This window comes from Streptomyces sp. NPDC030798 (assembly GCF_055572275.1).
In genome coordinates this window covers 169228-193635 of sequence record NZ_JBVIDR010000005.1, presented here as the reverse complement: position 1 = coordinate 193635, position 24408 = coordinate 169228, and the positions used below count along the sequence as shown (strand labels likewise).

At 71.6% G+C, this 24408-nt stretch carries 19 protein-coding genes and 1 pseudogene; 5 read left to right on the top strand and 15 right to left on the bottom strand.

From position 1 onward, the window contains the following. Positions 1-6: 6 nt before the first annotated feature. From ACZ404_RS13860 to ACZ404_RS13850, 3 genes are all read right to left on the bottom strand, one after another. Positions 7-3564, bottom strand: coding sequence for a UvrD-helicase domain-containing protein (locus ACZ404_RS13860; RefSeq protein WP_468439334.1), 3558 nt, complete (start codon positions 3562-3564; stop codon positions 7-9). Positions 3565-3657: 93 nt separating this feature from the next. Next, positions 3658-7119, bottom strand: a complete 3462-nt coding sequence (locus ACZ404_RS13855; RefSeq protein WP_468439331.1) for an ATP-dependent helicase — start codon at positions 7117-7119, stop codon at positions 3658-3660. Positions 7120-7403: 284 nt separating this feature from the next. Beyond that, complete coding sequence (locus ACZ404_RS13850) at positions 7404-7790, bottom strand: MGMT family protein (protein ID WP_468439330.1); 387 nt, start codon at positions 7788-7790, stop codon at positions 7404-7406. Positions 7791-7975: 185 nt separating this feature from the next. Between ACZ404_RS13850 and ACZ404_RS13845 the strand changes: the two genes are divergently transcribed. From ACZ404_RS13845 to ACZ404_RS13830, 4 genes and pseudogenes are all read left to right on the top strand, one after another. Continuing rightward, positions 7976-10861 carry a lysylphosphatidylglycerol synthase domain-containing protein gene (locus tag ACZ404_RS13845; protein WP_468439328.1) on the top strand — a complete coding sequence of 962 codons (2886 nt, stop codon included), beginning with the start codon at positions 7976-7978 and terminating at the stop codon, positions 10859-10861. An 89-nt stretch (positions 10862-10950) separates the two neighbouring features. After that, complete coding sequence (locus ACZ404_RS13840) at positions 10951-12498, top strand: alpha/beta hydrolase (RefSeq protein ID WP_468439326.1); 1548 nt, start codon at positions 10951-10953, stop codon at positions 12496-12498. A gap of 133 nt (positions 12499-12631) precedes the next feature. Further along, positions 12632-14185 (top strand): alpha/beta fold hydrolase, encoded by a 1554-nt coding sequence (locus tag ACZ404_RS13835; RefSeq protein WP_468439324.1) that lies wholly within the window; start codon positions 12632-12634, stop codon positions 14183-14185. 232 nt (positions 14186-14417) lie between these two features. After that, a pseudogene (locus ACZ404_RS13830) lies at positions 14418-15420 on the top strand (IS110 family RNA-guided transposase); the annotation flags it as partial. A 488-nt stretch (positions 15421-15908) separates the two neighbouring features. Here ACZ404_RS13830 and ACZ404_RS13825 read toward each other — a convergent pair. Further along, on the bottom strand, positions 15909-16226 hold the full coding sequence (locus ACZ404_RS13825; RefSeq protein WP_468439322.1) for a hypothetical protein: 318 nt from the start codon (positions 16224-16226) through the stop codon (positions 15909-15911). Positions 16227-16395: 169 nt separating this feature from the next. Continuing rightward, positions 16396-16749 carry a hypothetical protein gene (locus ACZ404_RS13820; protein ID WP_468439320.1) on the bottom strand — a complete coding sequence of 118 codons (354 nt, stop codon included), beginning with the start codon at positions 16747-16749 and terminating at the stop codon, positions 16396-16398. Between the two features lie 351 nt (positions 16750-17100). Here ACZ404_RS13820 and ACZ404_RS13815 point away from each other — a divergent pair, with 351 nt between their 5' ends. Continuing rightward, the gene (locus ACZ404_RS13815; RefSeq protein ID WP_468439318.1) at positions 17101-17337 is read left to right on the top strand and encodes a hypothetical protein; all 237 of its coding nucleotides are present in this window, start codon (positions 17101-17103) and stop codon (positions 17335-17337) included. Positions 17338-18315: 978 nt separating this feature from the next. Here the strand turns inward: ACZ404_RS13815 and ACZ404_RS13810 are convergent. The 10 genes from ACZ404_RS13810 to ACZ404_RS13765 form a co-directional block, all read right to left on the bottom strand. Beyond that, positions 18316-19554, bottom strand: a complete 1239-nt coding sequence (locus tag ACZ404_RS13810) for a tyrosine-type recombinase/integrase (RefSeq protein WP_468439316.1) — start codon at positions 19552-19554, stop codon at positions 18316-18318. Continuing rightward, a complete protein-coding gene (locus tag ACZ404_RS13805; protein WP_468439314.1) occupies positions 19554-19751 on the bottom strand; it encodes a helix-turn-helix transcriptional regulator in 198 nt (65 codons plus the stop codon). The genes ACZ404_RS13810 and ACZ404_RS13805 overlap by 1 nt, the downstream gene beginning before the upstream one ends. 2 nt (positions 19752-19753) lie before the next feature. Further along, positions 19754-21130 (bottom strand): replication initiator protein RepSA, encoded by a 1377-nt coding sequence (repSA, locus tag ACZ404_RS13800; RefSeq protein ID WP_468439312.1) that lies wholly within the window; start codon positions 21128-21130, stop codon positions 19754-19756. Then, complete coding sequence (locus ACZ404_RS13795) at positions 21123-21308, bottom strand: hypothetical protein (RefSeq protein WP_468439311.1); 186 nt, start codon at positions 21306-21308, stop codon at positions 21123-21125. The genes repSA and ACZ404_RS13795 overlap by 8 nt, the downstream gene beginning before the upstream one ends. 89 nt (positions 21309-21397) lie before the next feature. Beyond that, positions 21398-21715 carry a SpdD-like protein gene (locus ACZ404_RS13790; protein ID WP_468439309.1) on the bottom strand — a complete coding sequence of 106 codons (318 nt, stop codon included), beginning with the start codon at positions 21713-21715 and terminating at the stop codon, positions 21398-21400. A gap of 17 nt (positions 21716-21732) precedes the next feature. Further along, positions 21733-21888: a hypothetical protein gene (locus tag ACZ404_RS13785; protein ID WP_103784904.1), complete on the bottom strand. Its 156-nt coding sequence runs from the start codon at positions 21886-21888 to the stop codon at positions 21733-21735. A 12-nt stretch (positions 21889-21900) separates the two neighbouring features. Then, on the bottom strand, positions 21901-22092 hold the full coding sequence (locus ACZ404_RS13780) for a mobile element transfer protein (RefSeq protein WP_031098944.1): 192 nt from the start codon (positions 22090-22092) through the stop codon (positions 21901-21903). A 19-nt stretch (positions 22093-22111) separates the two neighbouring features. Further along, on the bottom strand, positions 22112-22801 hold the full coding sequence (locus ACZ404_RS13775; RefSeq protein ID WP_468439306.1) for a DUF2637 domain-containing protein: 690 nt from the start codon (positions 22799-22801) through the stop codon (positions 22112-22114). Then, positions 22801-22965 carry a hypothetical protein gene (locus ACZ404_RS13770; RefSeq protein ID WP_466490077.1) on the bottom strand — a complete coding sequence of 55 codons (165 nt, stop codon included), beginning with the start codon at positions 22963-22965 and terminating at the stop codon, positions 22801-22803. Before ACZ404_RS13770 ends, ACZ404_RS13775 begins: the two co-directional genes overlap by 1 nt. Positions 22966-23051: 86 nt before the next feature. Beyond that, positions 23052-24407: an FtsK/SpoIIIE domain-containing protein gene (locus ACZ404_RS13765; protein ID WP_468439304.1), complete on the bottom strand. Its 1356-nt coding sequence runs from the start codon at positions 24405-24407 to the stop codon at positions 23052-23054. Position 24408: the final 1 nt, after the last annotated feature.

Sequence of the window (24408 nt, the reverse complement as noted above, 5' to 3'; positions counted from 1 at the left end):
GGTTCGTCACACTTGGGTTCCCTTGTGGGCCACGTCCCCGGTGTCCGGCATGCCGCCGGTGAGCAGCCGTTCCAGTGCCGCGCGGTCCGGCAGGTTTTCGGGGCGTACGACCTCGCCGGTGCGCACGTACAGGAAGGCGGCCGTGACGGACTCGGGCGGTACTCCCTGCTGCTCGGCCCAGGCCAGCCGGTACACGGCGAGCTGCAGCGGGTCGGCGGTGTGGGCGCGGCCGGTCTTCCAGTCGACGATCTCGTAGGTCGCGTCGTCGCCGTCGCCGTTTCTGTAGACGGCGTCCATGCGGCCGCGTACGACCCGGCCGGCGAGCGTGAGCTGGAAGGGGGCCTCGATCCGGTACGGGGTGCGCCGGGCGTACTCGGTGCGTTCGAAGGCCTTCTTGAGCGCTTCGAGGTCGCGTTCGTCGGCGATCTCGGCCTCGGTCCCGGGCAGTTCGTCGGGTTCCAGCAGGGGCAGTGTCAGTTCCTCGAAGCGTGCCTCGACCCATGCGTGGAATCGGGTGCCTCGGCGTGCGGCGGGTTGCGGGGGGCGCGGCATGGGGCGCGCGAGTTCCTGTGCGAGCCCGTCGGGGTCCTCGGCGAGACGCAGGAGCTGGGACGCGGTCAGGGCGGCGGGCAGGGGTACGTCGGTGACGGTCCGCCGGGCGCGCAGGAGCTCGCCGGTGAGCGCGTCGAGGTCACGGTCCCAGGAGGCGAGGGTGCGGGCTTCCTCCGGGGTGAGGGGGTCCGGGTGCCCGGGCCCGGGGGTACGGGGGCGTTCGGCGCGGCGGGAGGGCGGCTCGGCCGGGGCGGACGCCTGGTGGGGGACGGTGGGGCGCTCGGCGGTCCAGGAGTCCCAGCCGCCGGGCTCGTCCGCAGGGACGGACTCCTGCTGTTCGTCGGGGAAGTCCCCGTCGTGAGGGAAGTCTCCGTCGTACGGGAGCATCTCGTCGTACGGAAGATCCTCCTCGTACGGGACGTCCTCGTCGTCGGGCGGCGACGGCCAGTCCGGGTCGTCGAAGGTGTCGGGGTCGTGGCCGGCGGGCGGCCGGGCGTCCTGCCGGGCGGCCAGGGTGTCCAGGTGGGCGAGGACGGTCTCGGCGGCGGCGCGGCGGCGGGCCAGGGCGCCCTCGTCCAGGGGCAGCGGCCACACCTGGTCGGCGGTGGCCGTGTGCAGGGCGGGGTTCTCCTCGTCCTCCGCGGGCTCGTCCGCCCACGCCTCGATCTCGCCGTACCCGGCGGCGCAGTGGTCGTGGAGGGCCCGGAGGAAGTCGGAGGGGCCCCGGGGCTTCTTCTGGCTGGGGCCCCACCAGTGGCCGGAGCCGAGGAGGAGGGAGCGGGGGCGGGTGAAGGTGACGTAGCCGAGCCGGAGTTCCTCGGTGTGCTGGTGTTCCTTCATGGCCTCGTGGAAGGCCTTCAGGCCGCGCGAGTCCCAGGAGTCGACGTCGGGCAGGGTGGCGGTGTCGCCGCGCAGGGCGTGCGGCAGCACCCTGGCCTGTGCGGTCCACTTCTCGCGGCCCTGGGCGCTGGGGAAGGTGCCCTGGACCAGTCCGGGGACGGCGACGACGTCCCACTCCAGGCCCTTGGACTTGTGCGCGGTGAGCACCTTGATGGTGTTCTCGCCGCCGGGCAGGGCGTTGTCGAGGCCCTTTTCGTACTGGGCCGCCGTGCGCAGGAAGCCGAGGAAGGCCAGCAGGGTGGCGGCGCTGTCGCCCGCGGCGAAGGAGGCGGCGACGTCCAGGAAGTTGGACAGGGTCTCGCGGCGGCGGGCGGCGAGCGCGTGCGGGGATGCCGACAGCTCGACCTCCAGGCCGGTGACGGCCAGGACGCGGTGCAGGACGTCCATCAGCGGGTCGGACAGGGAACGGCGCAGATCGCGCAGCTCGGCGGCGAGGCGCGCGAAGCGCACGCGCGCGTCCGGCGAGAACGGCAGCCCGTCGTCGTCCTCGGCGCCCTCGTTCAGCGGGGCCTCCAGGAACGTGTCGAGGGCGTCCGCGAGCGAGATCACCTCGGCGGGGTCGACCCCTTCGACGGCCTCCGCGAGCCTGCGGTCGGCGTCGTCGGTGCCGTCCACGCGCGCGTGGGCGACCAGCAGCCGGGCACGGCGACCCAGGAGGGCGAGGTCGCGGGGACCGATGCGCCAGCGCGGGCCGGTGAGCAGGCGTACCAGGGAGGCATTGGCACCCGGATCCTGGAGCACTTCGCACACGGCGACCAGGTCGGCGATCTCGGGCAGGTGCAGCAGCCCGGAGAGGCCGACCACCTCCACGGGCAGGTCCCGGGCGACCAGGGCGCCCTGGATCTCGGCGAAGTCGGTCGCGGTACGGCACAGCACGGCGATCTCACCGGGTGCCGTGCCGGTGCGCACGAGGTGGGCGAGGGAGTCGGCGATCCAGTCGAGCTCCTCGGCGTGGCTGCGCAGCAGGGCGCAGCGGACCGTGCCGTCGCGTTCGGCGCCGGGGGCGGGGCGGAGGGCCTCCACGCCCGCATGCATGGCGCGCAGGGGGGCGGCGAGGCCGTTGGCGAGGTCGAGGAGACGGCCGCCGCTGCGGCGGTTCTCGCTGAGCGCCTGCCGGGTGGCGGGGCGGCCGTCGGCGTGCCGGAAGTGCTCGGGGAAGTCGTCGAGGTTGGCCACGGAGGCGCCGCGCCAGCCGTAGATGGCCTGGCAGGGGTCGCCGACGGCGGTCACCGGATGGCCCGTGCCGCCGCCGAACAGGCCGGAGAGCAGGACGCGCTGGGCGACGGAGGTGTCCTGGTACTCGTCCAGGAGGACGACGCGGAACTCCTCGCGCAGCAGCCGGCCCACCTCGGGGATGCCGGCGAGGCGGGCGGACAGGGCGATCTGGTCGCCGAAGTCGAGCAGGTCGCGCTCCCGCTTGGCCGCCCGGTAGCGCACCACGAGGCCGGCGAGTTCCCGGCGGGCGGCGGCGGTCTCGGGGACCTTGCGCAGGTCGGCGTTGGTGAGCCTGGCACCCTCCAGCGTGCGCAGCAGGCCTGCGTCCCAGGTGCGCAGGTGCTCGGGGTCGACGAGGTGTTCGGCGAGCTCGGAGTCGAGGGCGAGCAGGTCGCTGACGAGGTCGGCGAAGGACCGGGTCAGCGCCGGGTACGGACCGGGGGCCTCGCGCAGGACGCGCGCGGCGAGCTGGTAGCGGGTGGCGTCGGCCAGCAGCCGGGAGGTGGGTTCGAGCCCGAGGCGCAGACCGTGGTCGGTCAGCAGACGGCCGGCGAAGGCGTGGTACGTGGAGATGACCGGCTCGCCGGGCGGGTTGTCCGGGTCGATCACATCCGGGTCGGTGACGCCGGCCTTGATCAGTGCCTTGCGGACGCGCTCGGCGAGCTCGCCGGCCGCCTTGTTGGTGAAGGTCAGGCCGAGCACCTGTTCGGGGGCGACCTGGCCGGTGCCCACCAGCCAGACCACGCGGGCCGCCATCACCGTGGTCTTGCCCGAGCCGGCTCCGGCCACGATCACCTGCGGGGCGGGCCGCGCGGTGATGCAGGCCGTCTGCTCCGGGGTGAAGGGGATGCCGAGGAGCTCCTTGAGCTGCTCGGGGTCGGTGATACGGGCGGGCATGTCGTCAGAGGCTAGCGGCGACCACTGACAGCCGAGCCCGGATCAGCCGTCCGGGACCGAAGAAGCGCAGGTCAACACGGGGGGTGCCGTGCGTCACTCGACCACATGGCGCCCCTCCGGCCGGGCGCTGCAGGACGCACGGAACGCACAGTGCGCGCAGTGCTGGCCGGTGGTGGGCGTGAACCGCTCGTCGAGGACCTTCCCGGCGGCCGTCGCCAGCAGCTCGCCGACCCACTCCCCCGCCGGCGGCTCCTGGGCCTGCACCTTGGGCAGGGTGTCGCCGCCGTCCCGCTTGGCCGCGCCCTGCCTGAGGTGCACCAGCTCGGCGCCGCCGGGCTCGGGCCGCACGCCGTCGAACACGGTGTCGACCGCGCCTTCGCGGACGGCGAGCTGATAGACGGCGAGCTGTGGGTGGCGGGCCACCTCGGCGGTGCTGGGCGCCTGCTTGCCGGTCTTGAAGTCCACGACGTACGCGCGGCCCTCGCCGTCCGCCTCGACGCGGTCCATCTGGCCGCGGATGCGGACCTGGTAGTCGCCTGCCTCCAGGGTGACGTCGAAGTCCTGCTCGCTCGCCACCGGGGTGCGGCCCGTGCGGTCCAGGACGTGCCAGTTCAGGAAGCGTTCGAGGGCCGCGCGCGCGTTGTCCTTCTCCTGCGCCGACTTCCAGGGCGCGTCGAAGGCGAGCGCGTTCCACACCGACTCCAGGCGCTCCATCAGTACGTCGAGGTCGGCGGGGCTGCGGCCGGAGGCGACCTCGTCGGCGAGGACGTGGACGACGTTGCCGAAGCCCTGGGCGGTGGTGGCGGGCGCGTCGGCCTTCACCTCACGGCCCAGGAACCACTGCAGGGCGCAGGTGTTGGCGAGCTGGTCGAGAGCGCTGCCGGACAGGACGACCGGCTGGTCGCGGTGGCGCAGCGGGACCTTGCTCTCGGTCGGCTCGAACATGCCCCACCAGCGGTAGGGGTGCGCGGACGGCACCAGGGGGCGACCGTCCTCGTCGGCGAGCGCGGCGAGCCTGGCCAGGCGGCGCGCGGCGGCCTCGCGCAGCGTCGCGGACGCGCGCGGGTCGACGGTGGTGGCGCGCAGCTCGGCCACGAGCGCGGCCACGGACAGCGGGCGGCGGGGGCGGCCCGTGACGTCCTTCGGCTCGACGCCGAGTTCGGTCAGGAAGCGGGAGGGCTGGTCGCCGTCGTCCGCCGGGGCCTTCACCGCGGTGACGACGAGACGCTCCCGCGCGCGGGTGGCGGCCACGTAGAACAGACGGCGCTCCTCGGCGAGCAGCGCGCCCGGGGTGAGGGGCTCGGCGAGACCGTCGCGGCCGATCCGGTCGGCCTCCAGCAGGGAGCCGCGGCGGCGCAGATCGGGCCACAGGCCCTCCTGGACCCCGGCGACGACGACCAGCCGCCACTCCAGGCCCTTGGCGCGGTGCGCGGTCATCAGGCGGACGGCTTCGGGGCGTACGGCGCGGCGGGTGAGGGTGTCGGCGGCGATGTCCTCGGCCTCGATCTCCTCCAGGAAGTTCAGGGCGCCCCGCCCTCCGGTGCGCTCCTCCGCGCGCGCGGCGGTCGCGAACAGCGCGCAGACGGCATCCAGGTCACGGTCGGCGTTGCGGCCCGCCGCGCCACCGCGCCGGGCGGCGCGCTCCAGGCGGGTCGGCCACGGCGTGCCCTCCCACAGGTCCCACAGCGCCTCCTCGGCCGTACCGCCGCCGGCGAGGCGCTCACGGGCCTTGCGGAGCAGCGCGCCGAGACGCTGCGCCCCGCGCGCGTAGGCCGGGTCGTGGGCGACCAGCCGCTCCGGCTCGGCGAGCGCCCGCGCGAGCAGCTCGTCGGAAGGCGGCGGCACGGGATTCCCGGCGGTCCGCTCCTCCTCCCGCAGGGCCCGCCCGAGCCGGCGCAGATCGGCGGCGTCCATGCCGGCGAGCGGCGAGCTGAGCAGGGCGAGCGCGGTCTCGGCGTCGAGCCAGGCGGCGGGACGCGGTTCGCCGGAGCGGTCGGCCTCGAGGGGGTACGCCGCCGAGCCCTCCGCCTCCGCAGGCTGCTTCTCCTCGTCGGCGCGCTCCTGGTCGTGTTCCTCTTCGGCGCGCTCCACGACGGCGTGTTCCCCGTCGGTGCCCTCGGCCCCGGGCTCGCCGAAGCCCCCGGCATCCGCGGACGGCCCCGCCTCCGCCGTCGCCACCGCCCTCAGTGCCGTCAGTAGGGGTGCGACCGCCGGTTCGTGGCGGAGGGGGAGGTCGTCGCCGTCGATGTCCAGGGGGACGCCCGCAGCGGTGAGGGCGCGGCGGAAGGTCGGGATGGTGCGGGAGCCGGCGCGCACCAGGACGGCCATGTCGCTCCAGGGGACGCCGTCCTCCAGGTGCGCGCGGCGCAGGATGTCGGCGATGTTGTCCAGCTCCGTGCCGGGCGTCGGGTACGTGTACACCTCGACGCGGCCCCCGTCCCGCACGGCCGTCGGCTCCCGGTGGATCCGCACCTTCTCGGCGGGCAGCCGGGGCAGCGGCATGCGCTGGGTGATCAGACGGGTCGCCGCCAGCAGGTCGGCCCCGGAGCGGCGGGAGGTGCGCAGCACCTCGACCGGGGCGGGGCGGCCGTCCGCGCGCGGGAAGGCCACCGGGAAGTCCAGGATCCCGTTCACGTCGGCACCCCGGAACGTGTAGATCGACTGGTCGGGGTCGCCGAAGGCGAGCAGGGTGCGCCCGCCGCCGGCCAGGGCGTGCAGCAGCCGTACCTGGGCGGGGTCGGTGTCCTGATACTCGTCGACGTACACGGCGTCGTACCGGGCGGCGAGCCGGGCCGCGGCCTCCGGGCGGCGGGCGAGCAGCACCGCGCGGTGGACCAGCTCGGCATAGTCGATGACGCCCTGGAGGTCGAGGACGTCGAGATACTCGGCGAGGAAGGCGGCGGCGGCCCGCCAGTCGGGGCGGCCGATGCGGCGGGCGAAGGCGTCCAGAGCGCCCGGGCCGAGGCCCAGCTCGCGGCTGCGCGCGAGGACGGCGCGGACCTCGTCGGCGAAGCCGCGCGTGGTCAGGCAGGCGCGCAGCTCGTCGGGCCAGCGCACGTGGTGCAGCCCGAGCCGCTCCAGCTCGGGCTGCCCGGCGAGCAGCTCGCGGACGGTGACGTCCTGCTCGGGACCGGAGAGCAGGCGCAGCGGGTCCGCGAACAGGCCGCTGTCCTGGTGGGCGCGGACCAGGGCGTAGCAGTACGAGTGGAAGGTGGTCGCCCGGGGCGCGCGGGCGGCGCCGATGCGCAGGGCCATGCGGTCGCGCAGGTCGAGGGCGGCCTTGCGGCTGAACGTCAGTACCAGGATCCGTTCCGGGTCACCGCCGCGGGCGATGCGCGCGGCCACGGACTCCACCAGAGTCGTCGTCTTGCCGGTGCCGGGACCTGCGAGGACGAGCAGCGGCCCGTCCCGGTGGTCAACCACGGCGCGCTGTGCCGCGTCCAGACGAGGGGGATCCACTGGTGCCGGCGGGGTACGGACCAGTCGGTAAGCGCCACGGCTCCCCTGCCGCACCGGGGGGTGCGGCAGGCGCCTGGTGGAGGAAGAGGAGCTCACGTGGTTCGCCGGTCCTGGTGGTTGTGCTGGTGGGCAGGCGGTCACGCGTGCGAGGCGGTGGCCGCGGGGTGAGGAGGACACGTGCAGCCGACGCTACGCCGCCGCACCGGACGGAAGCAGAGCTTCCGCTTCTTCCCTCGTGCCTCTCGGGCTTCTCAGGACTCTTCAGGCCCGATTGTCACGCTGGTTCCTCAGGACAAGAACGTACGTCATGCCACGGATGTCCCCGCTGTCCCCCGTACGGGCCACGGGTTGACCCGGGCGGCATCCGATGGCGGAAGCTGTCAGGTGTGACCCTCCGCGTCCGCGTCGCCGTCCCAGCGCGCCCTTCGCATGTCGAGCCGCGGCAGATGCCCCTCGCTGCTTCTGCCCGCCTCCTTCAGCGGCGTGCCCTCCGCTCGGTAGTGACCGAGCGCCCGCAACTCGTGCCCGGGCAGCAGCAGGCCGTCGGCGCGCACCACCCGCCACCAGGGGACGGCGCCGCCGTACAGGGCCATGACCCGGCCGACCTGGCGCGGCCCGCCCTCCTCCAGCCACTCGGCGACGTCGCCGTACGTCATGACGCGCCCGGGCGGGATCCGCTCGGCGACCTCGAGGACCCGCTCGGCGTACTCGGGCAGCGCGTCCCCGTCCCCCTCGCGGGGCTCCCCGGCAGGGCTCTGCTCGCTCATTCGCCCCATCCTGCCGCACGCCACCGACAACGCGGCACGGACGGCCGGGGACGGCCTCTCGCCCTCGGGCGGCGCTTCCGGCAGACTGTCCGCCCGCGGATCCGCACCCTGATGCCCGCGAGGGTCGGTGGGGCATGCCACCATCGTGCGGGCGGTGACTGGTGATACGAGACCAAGAAGAGACCATGAAGCAGCAGGGTGTGCACCCCGAAGACGCGGCGGGCACCCCTGACGCCGCCGCGCGTCCAGGCGCCGCCCGCTCCGGCGCGGACAACGCCGGCGCCACGAGTGACACGGGCGACACCGACCGCGCGACCGGCGCCGATGCAGGACGCCGGGACGAACGCGGGCGCGAGGAACCCCCACGCGCGCGGGACGACGACGATCCCTCGCGCGCGCGCAAGGACGACGGCAGCAGCGCCGACACCCCCGACACCGTGCGCCTCGACTCGCACCCGGGTGGCCAAGGGGGCGATGTCCACCCGGACGAGGTGGAGGGCGACGAACCGCTGCTCCCCGCGCGCGTGCACCGTCCGTCCGACCTCATGCGGCTGCTCGTCGGTCTGTTCGCCATCGTCGTGCTGCTGGCGATCGCCGCGTTCGCGCACGGCACCACCTCCGGCCTCGAACAGGACATCAACAAGGGCACCGGACAGGCCCCCGACCTGCTGATCAAGATCGCGGGACTGGCCTCCAGCATCGCGATCCTGCTGGTACCGGTCGCCTTCGCGATCGAACGGCTGATCAAACGGGACGGGCTGCGGATCGCCGACGGCGTCCTCGCGGCCGTCCTCGCCCACGGAGTGACCCTCGCCACCGACCTGTGGGTCGCCCGGGGCGCCCCCAGCTCGATCCAGGAGGCGCTCACCCAGCCCTCACCGGGCGACATCCACGCCCTGACCGACCCGGTGCACGGCTACCTCGCGCCCGTCATCGCGTACATGACGGCCGTCGGCATGTCCCGCAGACCCCGCTGGCGCGCGGTCCTGTGGATCGTGCTGATGCTCGACGCGTTCTCGATGCTGGTCACCGGCTACACGACGCCGTTCTCGATCATCCTGACGGTCCTGATCGGCTGGACCATCGCCTACGGCACGCTGTACGCGGTCGGCTCGCCCAACGTCCGTCCCACCGGGCGGACCCTGCTGGCCGGTCTGCGGCGCGTCGGCTTCCGCCCGGTCGGCGCGGCGCGCGAGGAGGCCGTGGAGACGGAGAACGGCGACCGCGGGCGGCGTTATTTCGTCACCCTGGAGGACGGCCCGCCGCTGGACGTCACGGTCGTCGACCGGGAGCAGCAGGCGCAGGGCTTCTTCTACCGCGCCTGGCGCAACCTGACCCTGCGCGGCTTCGCCACCCGCTCCAGCCTGCAGTCGCTGCGCCAGGCCCTGGAGCAGGAGGCGCTGCTGGCGTACGCGGCCATCGCGGCGGGCGCCAACGCGCCCAAGCTGATCGCCACCTCCGAACTCGGCCCGGACGCCGTCATGCTCGTCTACGAGCACACCGGCGGGCGCACCCTCGACGCGCTGGACGACCAGGAGATCACCGACGAACTGCTGCACAACGCCTGGCACCAGGTGCGGGCACTGCAGTCGCGGCGCATCGCGCACCGCAGGCTGGCCGGTGACGCCATCCGGGTGGATCGTTCCGGCAGGGTGATCCTGACCGAGCTGCGCGGCGGCGAGATCGCGGCCGGCGATCTGCTGCTGCGCATGGACATCGCCCAACTGGTCACCACGCTCGGCCTCCGCGTGGGCGCCGAGCGGGCGGTGGCCTCCGCGGTCGCCGTGCTCGGCCCCGACGCGGTCGCGGACTGCCTGCCCATGCTGCAGCCCATCGCGCTGACGCGCTCCACGCGCGCGACGCTGCGCCGGCTGGCCCGGGAGCGGGCGCAGCGCGAGCGCGAGGCGGTGCTGGAGGCGTCCCGGCAGGCCAAGCAGGCCCGGCTGGAGGAGGCCGCCCAGTCGGCCGGCCCCGTGCCCGAGAAGCCCGACAAGAAGACGGTCCGGGCGGAGCAGCGCGCCGAGAAGCGGGCCATCGACGAGGCCCTCGAAGAGGCACGCGAGGAGGACCTGCTCACCCAGATCCGGCACCAGGTGCTGCGCATCAGGCCGCAGGCCCCCGTGGAACCGGCCCGCCTGGAGCGGGTGCGGCCGCGCACCCTGATCAGCTTCATCGCCGGTGCGATCGGCGCCTACTACCTGCTGACGCAGCTCACCCACATCGAGTTCGGCACGCTGTTCGCGCAGGCCCAGTGGGGCTGGGTGATCGCCGCCGTGCTCTTCTCCGCCGCCAGCTACGTGGCCGCCGCCATGTCGCTGCTGGGCTTCGTACCGGAGCGGGTGACCTTCCCGCGCACCGTGGCGGCCCAGGTCGCCGGTTCCTTCGTGAAGATCGTGGCACCGGCGGCCGTCGGCGGTGTCGCCCTGAACACGCGGTTCCTGCAGCGCCAGGGCGTGCGCCCGGGGCTCGCGGTGGCGAGCGTCGGCGCGTCGCAGCTCTTCGGGCTCGGCTGCCACATCCTGATGCTGCTGTCCTTCGGCTATCTGACCGGCACCGAGAAGACGCCGTCCCTGTCGCCGTCCCGGACGGTCATCGCCGGCCTGCTGACCGTGGCGGTGCTGGTGCTCGTGGTGACCTCGGTGCCGTTCCTGAGGAAGTTCGTCGTCACGCGCGTGAGGTCGCTGTTCGCCGGTGTCGTACCGCGCATGCTCGACGTGCTGCAGCGGCCGCAGAAGCTGGTCACCGGCATCGGCGGCATGCTGCTGCTGACCGCCTGCTTCGTGATGTGCCTGGACGCCTCCATCCGGGCGTTCGGCGGCGGCACGGCCTCGCTGAGCATCGCGAGCGTCGCCGTCGTCTTCCTCGCCGGCAACGCGCTCGGCTCCGCGGCGCCCACGCCGGGCGGTGTGGGCGCGGTGGAGGCGAGCCTGACCCTCGGTCTGATCGCCGTCGGTCTGCCGAAGGAGGTCGCCGCCCCGGCCGTCCTGCTGTACCGGCTGCTGACGCTGTGGCTGCCGGTGCTGCCGGGCTGGCTCGCCTTCAACCAGCTCACCCGCAAGGGCGCCCTGTAGTAGCCCCGCCGCACCGGCCGCGGCGGGGCGTACCCCCAACGGCCCGCGCCCCGCGCGCGCCCTGCCGTGCGCGCCCGCACGATGGGAGCATGGCGATCCCGTTCCGGCTGCGTGCCGCCGCACTGACCACCAGCGCCGCGCTGCTGGCCGCCCTGCTGGCCGGATGCGGTGGCGGAGCCACCCAGGACGGGGACCTCAGGACGCAGAAGCTGGACTGGAAGGACTGTCCGGTCCCGTCCCAGGCGGAGGGCGGCGGCAGCTCCCCCTCCCCGCTGCCGGGCGGCGGCACCTGGCAGTGCGCCACCATGAAGGCGCCCCTGGACTGGAGCAAGCCGAAGGGCGACACCATCGGCATCGCCCTGATCCGCGCCAGGGCCAGCGGTGACCCGAGCAGGCGGATCGGTTCGCTGGTGTTCAACTTCGGCGGGCCCGGCGGCAGCGGCGTCACCACGCTGCCCGCGTTCGGCGAGGACTACACCGCCCTGCGCACCCGCTACGACCTGGTCAGCTTCGATCCGCGCGGGGTCGGCCGCAGCGCGCCGGTGACCTGCGAGAGCGACGCCCAGCTCGACGTGTACTTCCAGCAGGACGCCACCCCGGACAACGGCGCCGAGCGCACGCAGCTGCTGGACCGCACCAAGCAGTTCAACTCGGCCTGCGAGAAGCACTCCAAGAAGGTCCTGCCGTATGTGCGCACCACCGACGCGGCCCGCGACATGGACCTGATGCGCCAGGTCCTCGGCGACGCCAAGCTGCACTACTTCGGCATCTCCTACGGCACCGAACTCGGCGGCGTCTACGCCCACCTGTTCCCGAAGAACGTCGGCCGGGCCGTGTTCGACGGGGTCGTCGATCCCACCCAGGACCCGGAGCAGAGCGCCCTCGGGCAGGCGAAGGGCTTCCAGCTCGCGCTCGACAACTTCGCCCAGGACTGCACCTCGAAGACGACCGACTGCCCGATCGGCGACACCCCGCAGGACGTCAAGAACCGCATCGCCACCCTGCTGAAGAACCTGGAGAGGAAACCGATCCCGGGCATCTTCCCGCGACAGCTGACCCAGACCGCGGCGACCAACGGCATCGCGCAGTCCCTGTACTCCAAGGACTTCTGGGGATACCTCACCGAGGGCCTGCAGGAGGCGTACGACGGGGACGGCAAGGTTCTGATGCTGCTTTCCGACTCGATGAACGGCCGCAGCGAGAACGGTGAGTACAGCAACATCACCGCGGCGAACATCGCCATCAACTGCTCCGACGAGAAACCCCGGTACACCACGGCGGACGTCCAGCAGAGGCTGCCCGAGTTCCGTTCCGCCTCCCCGCTGTTCGGCGACTACCTGGCCTGGGGCATGGTCAGCTGCACCGACTGGGCCGTGCCGGGTGCCGCCGACCACCCCGACGTCAGCGCGCCGGGCGCGGCACCCATCCTGGTCGTCGGCAACACCGGCGACCCGGCCACACCGTACGAGGGCGCGAGGAAGATGGTGGACGCACTCGGCAAGGGGGTCGCCGTGGAGCTGACGTACCGGGGCCAGGGGCACGGCGCGTACGACAGCAAGAACAAGTGCGTGCAGAGCACGGTGAACAGCTACCTGCTGGACGGAAAGGTGCCGAAGGCCGGCACGGTCTGCTCCTGAAACCACCCCGACCCCGGAAAACCACCAGGTCAGAGGGTTATCCACAGGCCGGTACGGGCGGCCCCCACTCCGCCTACCATGGCGTTGAACACCCGCCGCGGCCACGACGCGGAGGGCCTGCGAGGGGGGACGCATGCTTCGATTCCTGCGGTGGACGGCCGCCGCGGCCGCTGCTGTGCTGGTGGCCGGATGCGGCGCAGGCTCGTCGGACGGAGACCATGCCGAGGGCAAGGGGACGCCCCCGGCCGAGCAGACCGGCTCGGCGCCGGCGTCACCGACACCGGCCGCCCTGCCCGCCTCGCTCACCGGGCAGCAGCTGGACTGGCAGCGCTGCAAGGCCACCGGCGACTCCACCGCGCCGAGCGACGACTGGCGGTGCGCCACGCTCAAGGTCCCTCTGGACTGGTCGCAGCCGGAGGGCACGACGATCCGGCTCGCCCTCATCCGCGCCCGGGCGACGGGCAGCCACCGGATCGGCTCGCTGCTGTTCAACTTCGGCGGCCCCGGCGGCTCGGGCGTGTCGACGATGCCGTACTACGGAGCCACCGTCTCCACCCTCCGCGAGCACTACGACCTGGTCAGCTGGGACCCGCGCGGAGTCGGCGCCGGCGAGGGCGTCCGCTGCCGCAGCGACCGGGACATCCAGGCCGCCGAGGATGTGGACGCCACCCCGGACACCCCGGCCGAGGAGCAGGCCTACCTGCGGGACGCCGCCGACTTCGGCCAGGGCTGCCGGCAGGCCGCCGGGCGGCTGCTGGCGCACGTCTCCACGACCGACACGGCACGCGACATGGACCTGATGCGCCAGGTGCTCGGCGACGCCAAGCTGCACTACTTCGGCATTTCCTACGGCACCGAACTGGGCGGGGTGTACGCCCACTTGTTCCCGAAGCGCGTCGGCCGGCTGATCCTCGACGCGGTGGTCGACCCGACCGCCGACACGGTGGGCCATGCGAAGAACCAGGCCCGCGGCTTCCAGCGGGCGCTGGACGACTACCTGAAATCCACCGGCCAGGATCCGAAGCAGGGGTCGCGGAAGATCGCCGACCTGCTGGGGCGCCTCGACGCCCGGCCGCTGCCGACCTCGTCCGGGCGGAAGCTGACCCAGACCCTCGCGGTCACCGGCATCGTTCTGCCGCTGTACAGCGAGTCCAGCTGGCCCAAGCTGACCAGCGCGCTCGACTCGGCCGAGCGGGGTGACGGTTCACAGCTGCTGGCGCTGGCGGACGACTACGACGAACGGGACGCCTCGGGCCACTACGGCACGACGAGCCACGCCCAACGGGTCATATCGTGCCTGGACGACAGGCAGCGGCCCACGCTCGCCGAGACGAAGAAGCGGCTGCCGGAGTTCGAGCGCATATCCCCGGTCTTCGGGGACTTCCTCGGCTGGGACACGGCCGGCTGGTGCCACGACTGGCCGGTGCCCGGACAGTACGACACCCCGGACGTGAGCGCGCCGGGCGCGGCCCCGATCCTGCTGGTCGGCAACACCGGCGACCCGGCGACCCCGTACGAGGGCGCCCGCAGGATGGCCGACGAACTGGGCAAGGGGGTCGGTATCGAACTCACCTGGAAGGGCGAGGGGCACGGCGCGTACGGCAACGGCAGCGACTGCGTCGACTCCGCGGTCAACGCCTACCTGCTGAACGGAACGGTACCCAAGGACGGCACAACCTGCCCATGACGCCGAACCTCGACACATCGCCCCCGGGCGGCCGCCGAAACGACAGAAGCCCACGGCTCCGACAGGTCGGAACCGTGAGGCCATGATCACTCGCGCCAAAGCAGCTCCGTAAGTTGTTCGGTGGCCCGGGAAGGCCGGATGTGGCTTCAAAGCAGCTTGCCGACCGTGGCTCGGCTGGAGTGGCCGTCCAGCCCTCCAGGGTGCCCTGGTCGCTGATTGAAATACGCGGAACGCGTCACTACTGCTACTGGCGCTGCTGGCAGCCCACGGGCAGCAGCCTGTCTACGTGCCCGGGCGGACGGTCAACCGCATGGCCGGCGCCTACCGGGGCGAGGCCAAGACGGATGCCCGCGACGCCTACGTCATCGCCGAAACCGCCCGCCACCGCCGGGACTTCGCCACCCTCGACGTCCCCGCACGGCTGGCCGCCGACCTCGCGCTCCTGACCGCCCACCGCACCGACCTGGTCACCGACCGAGTGCGGACGGTCAACCGGCTCCGCGACGTGCTCACCGGCATGTTCCCCGCCCTGGAGCGAGCCTTCGACTACTCGGCCCGCAAGGGCGCACTGGTGCTGCTGACCGGCTACCAGACCCCGGCCGCCCTGCGCCGACGCGGCCTCGCCCGCCTGACCTCTTGGCTGGTCGATCGAGGTGTCCGCGACGCGGACAACGTGGCCGCCACGGCCGTGGAAGCAGCCCAGGCCCAGCAGACCGCACTGCCCGGCGAGGACACCGCCGCACAGATCGTCGCCGACCTGGCTACTCAAATCCTGGCCCTGGACGACCGGCTCAAGCGCATCGACAGGCAGATCCGCGACGCCTTCCGCACCCACCCACAGGCCGAGATCATCGAGTCACTGCCCGGCATGGGCCCATTCTCGGAGCCGAGTTCGTCGTCGCCGCGGGCGACATGACCGCCTATACCGACGCCGGCCACCTCGCCTCAGCCGCCGGACTGATCCCCGTCCCACGCGATTCCGGCCGCCGCACCGGCAACCTGCACCGCCCAAGCGCTACAGCCGCCGCCTGCGCAGAGTCTTCTACCTCTCCGCGCAGCCCAGCATCATCCGCGACGGCCCCCACCGGGAGCATTACCTCAAGAAACGGGGCGAGGGCTGCAAGCACGTCCAGGCCGTCATCGCCCTCGCACGACGCCGCACCAGTGTGTTTCGAGCCCTCCTGCGCGACGACCGGGCCTTCACCCCCACCCCGCCCATCACGCAGACGGCTTGACTCGGTCACTAAAAGTTGCGACCAAAGCCGCTAGGCCGACCACGCGTCCAAGGCACAGGTTCCAGCGGGGAACTCGCCCTAGCGGCGACCGCGGTCACCTGTCACGATCAAGCGTGGACAACCTTTCAAAGGTCACGAGATGGAGTGACCTCCTCCACGACGTGATGGGCCCGGCGGCAGGCGCGATGTTGCTGACGCTCGGACTCCGAACCTACCGCCACGGAGGATCCGTGGGCTGGGTCATTGCGGGAGCAGCAGCACTGATCTTGAGCAGCCTCTGGGTAGCCCGGCGTCGGCTCGCGCGGCGCAGGAAGGCGGCTCCACAACCGTAAAGATCACCCACGGCCGAATCCGCGACCTACCGAACTGAGACCTCTGAAGCCGTCAGCACGGGGCGGCGGTCGCAGCTTGCTCGGGCCGACGGCAGCGTGGCTGAGGCCGGTGGGGGTGCAGCGAGGCACACGCGCACGTCGGCGCGGATGGAGACCTCAGATTGCGCTGGGTATGTACCTCGGCGCGACGAGCTCGGCCAGCACCCGCAGTCGTGCGTAGTAGTCCCTGCAGTACTCGTCATCGATCAGGGGCAAGACCTTGTCGAGGTCCGTGATGCACGCCCAGAGGATGGCGACTTCGCCATGATCAAGCCCGCTGCTCAGCTCTCCCATGACCAGACCCGCAACGCTTGAATCAAGCAGGACCAGTTCCACGCCTGCGATGTCCACACCGCGGAAGCGGCCGGGGAACGGCGCGCACCGGTGCTCCTCCCACAGCGGGCGGAGCCGGTCGTTCAAGTCTGGCTTACCCATGCTCTGATTCTCTCCAGGCGGTGACTCGTTCGAAAGCAGGGTCCAGCTGTGCAGCAGCGAAGTAGAGCAACCGGTACGACCGCAGCCGACCATCACTGCACGTCCGCGGCTGGCTGGTCAGCCCGGCAAGCCTCAGCGACCGCCGCGCCCGTAGTTCGCTTAGAGGCGATCAGTCCGCGTCAGAGTCCACGCGGCCTACAGAGCGGAACACGGTTTCATACTCACCTGCTTGCACCAGGTGATCCACAACTCTCACCATGGCCGAGATGCCGGCGTCACGGACGATGAGGCCGTCCCAGCAGGTGAAAAAGCTTCCTCCCAGCTCCTCACCCGTCGTCGCCCAGCGATCCATGAGCCTTTGGACCTCAGCGAGCGTGAAGATGGTCCCTGACCACCGGAGGCCATCCGCGAAGATCACCCACATGTCGACGTTGCAGACGTCCTCGAGCACTTCGCCCGCATCGGGCACGAAACAGATCTCGTACCCGTCCCGCTGCACACGGTAAAAAGGCCCGTCCCACATGCCGTCACTGACTCCTCTTCACTCCGGCCGAAGGCGGAGCCTAGCTCCTCGTTCGTGCCCTGGCGTGCCACTTTCGTGCCAGAACGAGCGGGGACCCAGGGGGAATCGCGGTGCGCAGGAGGACGTGCCAGCCGCGCCACCTGAGGCGGGGAATCCTCAGGTCCGGCCAAGGCTTGGCCCCCCTCTCCTGAAGCGGTGGTCCACACCTGGCGGGTGAGAGCATCTGTGGATGGCAGGACACACAGCTACCTCCAGGGTGGACCCTCCAGCAGATCCGCGACGTATCCGGGGACCAGAGGCCGGCCTGTCACTGCCAGGAGAACTGACCGTTGCTGGGGGAGATGAACGGCCATGAGTGACGTGACACTCGCCGGAAGACGCTTTGCTGTAACTCGATTCACCAACATCATCCATGACTGCTGGACCGTGGAGTATGCGGAGCTGGGTGGCGATCTAGCGATTGCTGTGTCGCGCCCGTTCGAAGCACCCGATGACCAACTGGAGGTCTGGGCGTCCGCAGAGCTGTCTCCCGCCCTCACCGCAGCTGCACTTGAGCACGCACGATCCTGGCTCGCTGATTCCGACTGACGCAGCAACCGACCACGACCGGCAGCGTCCTTTCAGGACCACAGCGCGACCGGTATGACTGTCACTGACCACTGCGCACAGAGCTACGGATCAGAAGGCTTCTGACATCCGCGGCTGACATCAACGACGCCGGACGAGGGCGCACACCAGCACCTCTGTCCGGCCGCCGTACCAGTCGACGACAGCAGCCGCATCGGGCTCGGATCGAACTCCTGAAGCAGGCATCGCCAGCAGGGCCAGGGGCTAGGGGCTAGGGGGACTGACGTCGGCCGGCCAAGTCTGCGCGCATCACATCTCGCAGGTGCTGCTGGCTGTCCCTTACCACCCGCTCCGCCATTGCGTATGTGTCGGTGTCGATGAGGTCCCCGCGCCCGACGCAGTCACGTAAGTCACGCATGGCAATCATTGATGCCCGCACCTGCTCCGCCACAGGTGCCGGAGCGCTGATCACGAGCTGAGCCCTCAAGGAGTACAGCGCGTCGGCCCCAAAGGCATCGTGGGCCGCTTCCAGGAGACCGTCTTGCCCTGGCCTCTTCACCCGCGCAGCAAGCTGGTGTAGGCGCTCACCGGCTCCGTGAAGTGTTGACAAGTACTCGCCGTACAACTGACGGCGAACATTCCGATCTTGCGCTGCCAACTGCTGCTGCCATTGCCCACGTTGCGCCAGGAGTGTGCCACCTGCGCCGATGACGGCCCCTAACAACGCCGAGGCCGGAGACAACCAGTCCACGTGACGACTGTGGCATTTACCGCCCTGGACGTCCACGGCGCAAGCAGAAAGCTGGCGATAGCCGACGGTGGAGCTCAGGCCGTCTCTGGCCGTCCGAGGTCAGCCGACGCCGACCGACAACGACAGAAGCCCACGGCATCTGAGCAGCTCAGAGCCGTGGGCTTCGTCAGCCTCGCTGGTCAGCGAGAGCCGGGATCAGTAGACCGGCAAGTCAGACGATGTGACCGGTGACCTGCTGGTTTCCTGAGTCATTCCTCCCCCTGGGCCGTCGTGGGGCCGTCATCGGTGTCCGGGCCGTCCCCGAAGACTCGGTTCACTGCCTCTCGGGTCCGCTTCTCACTGCTGGGCATCAGGTGCGTGTACGTCCGGAGCGTGAACCCGGGATCGTGGTGGCCCAGGTACTCGGACAGGGCCTTGATGCTCTCGCCCGCGTCGAGGAGGACGGAGGCGTAGAAGTGCCTCAGGGCGTGCATTCCGCTCGCCCGGCCGAGAGGGACGCTCGCTGCTTCGAGCGCTGGGCGCCAGGCCCCGCGGTTGAAGTCGTTGCGGTTGATGGGGCGACCCCGGTCTCGGTGGAAGATCAAAGACGCGGTCACCGGCGGCCCGTCGACAGCGCGCCAGGGCAGCGTCACGGAGGCCGGCGGGTGCCTGCTGATGTGCTCTTCGATTGACCGGGCGACGCTCTCGGGCAGCGGGACTGTCCGCTCCTTGGCTCCCTTGGGCGGCGCGAACACCGGCCGGTTGCGGATGAGCTTGACCTGCCGCACGACGTGAATCACGCCCTCGATGAAGTCCACGTCTTCCACCGCCAGACCCAGCACCTCACCCTGACGCAGGCCACATCCACCGGCCAGGTGCACCATGGGCCGGTACTGCTCGGACAGCGCTGAACGAACCGCGAGAACACGTTTGCGCGGCCAGGGAACAATCCGACGAGGGTCGAGCTTCGGCGCGCGGACAGACGAGGACCGGCAGGGGTTCTCGGGGATCAGGCGGTCGTCGACGGCCGCTGTCAGCATGGTGGAGAGGTTGGCGAAGATCACCCGCTGATAGGCGGGCGCCACTCCCCCGTCATGCAGCTTCCGCAGCCACTCGCGGATGTGCGTCGGCCGGAGCGAACCCAGCGTGCGGCTGCCCAGATAGGGCAGGACGTGCAGGCGGATGCGCTGCTCAGTGCCCACGAACGTACCGGGGTCCATAGTGAGCGACGCCAACCAACGTTCCGCATGCTGCCGAACGGTGACGCGTCCGGCCTGCGGGTCGATGTACTGCCCGCGCGCCATGTCCGCCTCGATCTGCGAGAGCCATTGCTCGGCGAGCCGCTTCTGACGGTCGGGGAAGCTCTTGGACTTCTCCGTGCCGTCGGGGCCGATGTAGCGGGCCCGATAGCGCAGGCCGACGCCGTATCGCTCGGTCTTGACCTTGACGATCTTGCCCGTGGGACCAGGCTCGGTCTTGTACCAGCGGTCTTGGATGTGCCCAGCCATCAGGCAGCCTCCCCCATCTGGGAGTCGACCCATGCCCGCACATCGTTGGGGTCGAAGCGCAGGTGCCGGCCGACCCGGAAGCCGCGGGGACCGGTGTGCTTGCGGCGCCACTGGTAGACCGTCTCGACACTGGGCAGCTCGAACATCTCGACCAGGTCCTCAGGGGTCAGGAACCGGTTCGGCAGCTCTGAGGCCATGGTCAGCACTCCCTTTCGTCGGTGAGCAGGTCGTGTAGGGCTTCGCGGGCGGTCTCACGGTTGAGCTGGAGATCGCGCGCGATGGTGGCGGCGAGGGCCGACTCGCCTGGAGTGTGGCCGTGGCCGGCGTACTGCCAGTCGGCCAGGACCAGGACGGTGTCCGGCTCGGTGTCGTCCAGGCCGAGGGCTTCCCGTTCCTGGGCGGCGCGGTAGTCGGCGCGTTCCTGGCGGAGGGCGCCGAGGGTGGTGGAGTAGCGGCGGGACTTGGAGGAGAAGTGGCCGCGGAAGCCGAGCATGTGAGCCCAGGCCCACAGGCGCCGGTCCGGGTAGAGCGGGTCGAGTTCCTTGCACGCCGTGATGAGGCGGCGGGTGTGGTCGGGGATCTGGTGGCGGTCGAGTTCGGCGAGTTCGCCGATGCGGCGGTCGAGGGTGCCGGTGTTCTCGGCGGCCTTGGTGGCGTACTTGGCGACGTAGGAGGCGACGGCTTGTTCGGTGATGTCGGAGCCGTCACCGAAGGCCTTTACGGGGCGTACGTCGAGCTGGGTGCCCCAGCGGAAGGTCCGTGCGGGTTGGTCTGCGGCGGCCGGGACAGAGACCGACGTGTAGGAGTGGGCCGCAGCTGCACGGATCGCGTCGGCGAGGAGGTCGACGGTGGCCCAGGCGGACGGCGGGGTGTCCGGGCCGTCGGGGCCGTCGAGGCGTATGACCGCGTGGAAGTGCAGGGCTCCGCGCTTCTGGAATTCGGCGACCTTGCCGTAGGAGACGCGGCAGTGGTCTGGGAGTTCGCTGCGGGTGAGACCGGCGCGGGCGGCGATCTCGCGGCGGAGGCGGGTGGTGAAGCGCTGCCAGAGCTGTCCGGCGTGGTTGTTGAACAGGACCGCGCCCGCGTAGTCGTACGTTTCCGGATTGAGCGCGGTGCCGAGGGCGGGGTCGTCGGTGGTGTGGCGGGTGCCGCAGTGGCAGGTTCCTCGGTCGGGGCGGTTGTGGACGGGGCCGAAGGACGGGGCGGTGAGGGTGGCGAAGACGCGGGGATGGTCGCGGACGGTCGTGGGGACGTCGCGGCGGTCGTCTCCAGCGAGGCCGGCGCGGATGAGGTGGTAGGTGTCGCCCGCGTATGTCCAGGCGCAGGCGGGGCAGCGGGAAGCGCGGCGGTTGCCGCAGGCGAGGCGGAGGCGTCCGCCCGGCTCGTTTTCGGTGGAGTAGTGGTGCAGGGTCTCGCCGGTGGTCTTGTCCTTGTGGAGGACCCAGCCGGTCAGGTGGATGGGGTCTGAGCAGCCGCCGGTGCGGCGGATCTGGTCTTCCCAGCGGGTGTAGTCGGGGGCCGAAGCCACCCTCAGCAGATCGCCGAGGGTGGTCGGGTCGAGCAGCGTGTCAGGCACGGGCGCCCTCCTGGGTCCGGCGGGCGGGGAGGATGCCGAGGCCCTTGCAGGCCGGGCAGTGGGCCGTGATGGTGCGGAGGTGACCGTGCCGGTCGCGGCCGCCGAGGGTGACGGCGGCAGAGGCGAAGCCGTCGCAGTCGGGGCAGATGCGGGGCGGCGGTGTGGTGCGGTGAGTCATGCTGGGATTCCTTCCGGTTGCGAGATCGGACAGGGGCACGGCTCCCGGGGCGGCGGCTTCTTGGCGGTTGACGACCGCCCCGGGGCCGGTCAGCGGCGCTTGGCGTCTGCGTGGACGAGCGAGCGGATCACCAGGGCGCAGATGGCGAGTGAGGCGCCGGTGATGGCGACGGCCAGGAGCATCGAGACGAGGACGGCGCCAACGACCAGGACCACGGCGGTACCGCCGCCGACGAGGGCGAGCGCGGTGCCGGGGGTGAGCTGGACCGTGGGCCGGAACCGCGTCGCGGGCGTCGGGGTGGCCGGCGGGGTCGGGGTGCTCGGGGTGATGGTGCTCGGCTCGACGACGGCGGGCGGGGTGGCGATGCCGGTCGGCGTGGGCATGGTGGGGATCTTCGGGCGGAGCATCGGTGATCTCCCTTCGGTCACTTGATGAGGCTGTTGATCGCGGGGGCGAGAACGCTGTCAGCGAGGAGGAAGCCGCCGAGGAGCAGTACGGCGATGAGCCAGGCGGGCGGGCGGATGAGCTTGACGCCGAGGTAGCCGACGGCGAGGAGCGCGAACCAGAGCGGGACCTGCATGGCGGTGGCCTCCTAGCGGACGCGGCAGCGGTGGGTGCGGGCGGCGAGCTGGGCGGCGGTCTGGCTGGTGTAGTCGGCGGACCAGCCGCAGCCGTCGGAGCTGCACACGGCAGCGTGTTTGGTCTGGCCGTTGCGGTCGCGGTGGGTGCCGATCTGTACCGGGCCGATGCGCATCACGGAGTGGAAGTTGTCGCGGGCGGGCATGGCTGGTTCTCCTTTCTGGTCAGGCGAGGTGGGCGGCGATCGCGTCAGCGAGGTGGGGTGGGACGCCGAGGCGGGCGCGGAGGGTGTCGGTGTCGATCGGGGAGCCGGTGCGGATGCGGTACTCGTCGGCGACCTTGCGGGCGTGGTCGACGAGGACGGGGGGAACCGCGGGGGCGGGGCTCGGGGTTGGAAGCGCCGGCACCTCGTCGGCTTGCGGAGTCGGGGGCTCGTCGGCTGCAGAGGCCGGAGGCTCTGGGGCGGGCTCCTGGACCGTGTCCGGCTCGGGTGCGGTGGCGGGCTCGGGCTCGGGTGCCGGCGGTTCCAGCTGCGTCTGGTGGTGGTGCTTGGCGGAGTGGGCGAGCAGGGTGCCTCCGAGGAAGGCGAGTGCGGGCCATCCGGCGATGCCGAGGCGGAGCAGGGCGGGCGGGTCGGCCAGGTTGAGGAATCCGGCGGTGGCGACGTTGGCGCCGAGCGAGGCGAACAGGGCGATGAGGAACCAGGACCACGCGAGCCGGGACGGTCCCTCGCTGCGGAGCCGTCGCCAGGCGGCGACCAGGAGCAGGTCGACGCTGACCGGGTAGGCCCAGGCCTTCCAGCCGTCCTGTCCCGCAGCGTCGGCCAAGTCGTGCAGGTGGGCGAAGGACAGGGCTCCGGCGATGACGGCCTGGACCAGGACGGCGTCGATGCGCAGACCGGGACGGGTAGCCATCAGGAACCCTCGGAGGTGGTCTCGGGCGGCTCGGGGAGCGAGGCGGCCAGCGAGGGGCTGACGGCTTCGACGAAGTCGAGGTCTGCACCGTTCATGTCGGCGTACAGGGCGAGTTGGCCGAGCAGGAGCACGGTGCGGGCGAAGTCCTCGCAGTCAGGGCACATGGCGGTCGTTCTCCCTTCATCAGGCATGGCAGGGGTAGGGACTTGGCGCGAAGGGCGGTCGCGCCGACCGAAGAGGGTGCGGGAGGTCAGGCCGTGACGGGGGCTGTCTTGGACAGCGGCACGGGGGTTGCGGAGGTGCCGGTCAGCGCAGGGCGGAACGCGGCCAGTTCGGGCAGTTCCGGGGTGCGGTCGGCGTGCCGGTTGCAGATGTTGGCGGCCTGGCGGAGCGAGGTGTGCGGGGCGCGGATGCGGTGCCAGCCGCCGGTCGAGTCACCGGCGATGGCGATTCCGCGCATCTCGGCGGGGATCTGGATGGCGGCCAGGACGGCGTCCGGGGAGATGTCCCCGAAGGCCATGTTGGCGCTGGTCTCGTCGTTGACGCGGTGGGCGGTGCGGCCGGTGAGCTGGGCGCGGAGCATGGTGATGCCCTTGCCGAGTTCGGAGCCGAAGCGCTGTCCGCAGATTTCGAGGTAGATGCCGGCGGCGCGGCCGAGCTGGGCGAGGCGGACCAGGGCGGTGATGATGCGGTCGCGCCGCTTCTCTTCCTCCTTGGTGGCGAAGAGGGCGAGTTCGGCGACTTCGTCGACCAGGACGACGATGGGGGTCGGGCGGAGGTGGTCGGGCAGGTCCCAGATGTCGGCGGCGATCTCGGCGTCGGGGACGTCGGCGGTGATGCGCTGTTCGGCGCGGATGAGTTGGTAGACGTCCTCCATGCGGGTCACGAGTGCGTCGAGGAGTTCGGCGGCGGTGTCGGGGTTGTCGGCGAGGGCGGAGAAGCGGCGGGCGAGCGGGAAGAGTTCGACGCCCTGCTTGCAGTCGATGCCGACCAGGGCGACGTTCATCGGGGCGAGCCCGGCGACGAGGTTGCGCTGGTAGACGGACTTGCCAGATTCGGTGGCGCCGAGGGTGAGGGCGTGGGGTATCGCGCGGTAGTCGCGGTAGTGGACCGAGCCGTCTTCGCGCAGGGCGACCGGGACCCGCATCGGACGGGTGTCGAGTCGGGCGGGCATCTGCACCCGCTTGAGTACGTCGTAGCCGGTCATCCGCAGTTCGATCAGGCCCGAGCGCAGCTCACGGGAGGTGACGCCGTACATCGAGAAGGAGTGGCGGAGGCGGTCGGAAGCGGCGGCGAAGTCGAAGGCGTCCTGTCCGGGCCGCAGCTTGAGCCGTAAGACCAGGCCGGTGCGGGTGGGCCGCAGGCTCAGGATGCGCGGCGGGCGGGACTCCGGGACTGGTCGGTTGGTCATCCGGGCGAGGGCGAGGCGCCAGCGCGAGGGAGGGACGGTCAGTCCGCAGGCGTCCATGACCGAGGCGTACCGGACCAGGACGCGGACCGTGGCGAGGGTGACCCCGAAGGTCAGCCAGTACCAGGCGGGGCGCCGCCACCGCAGGAGCCCCGCAGCGGCGACGACCAGCGCGAGCGCGACCGTGAAAGCGGTCATG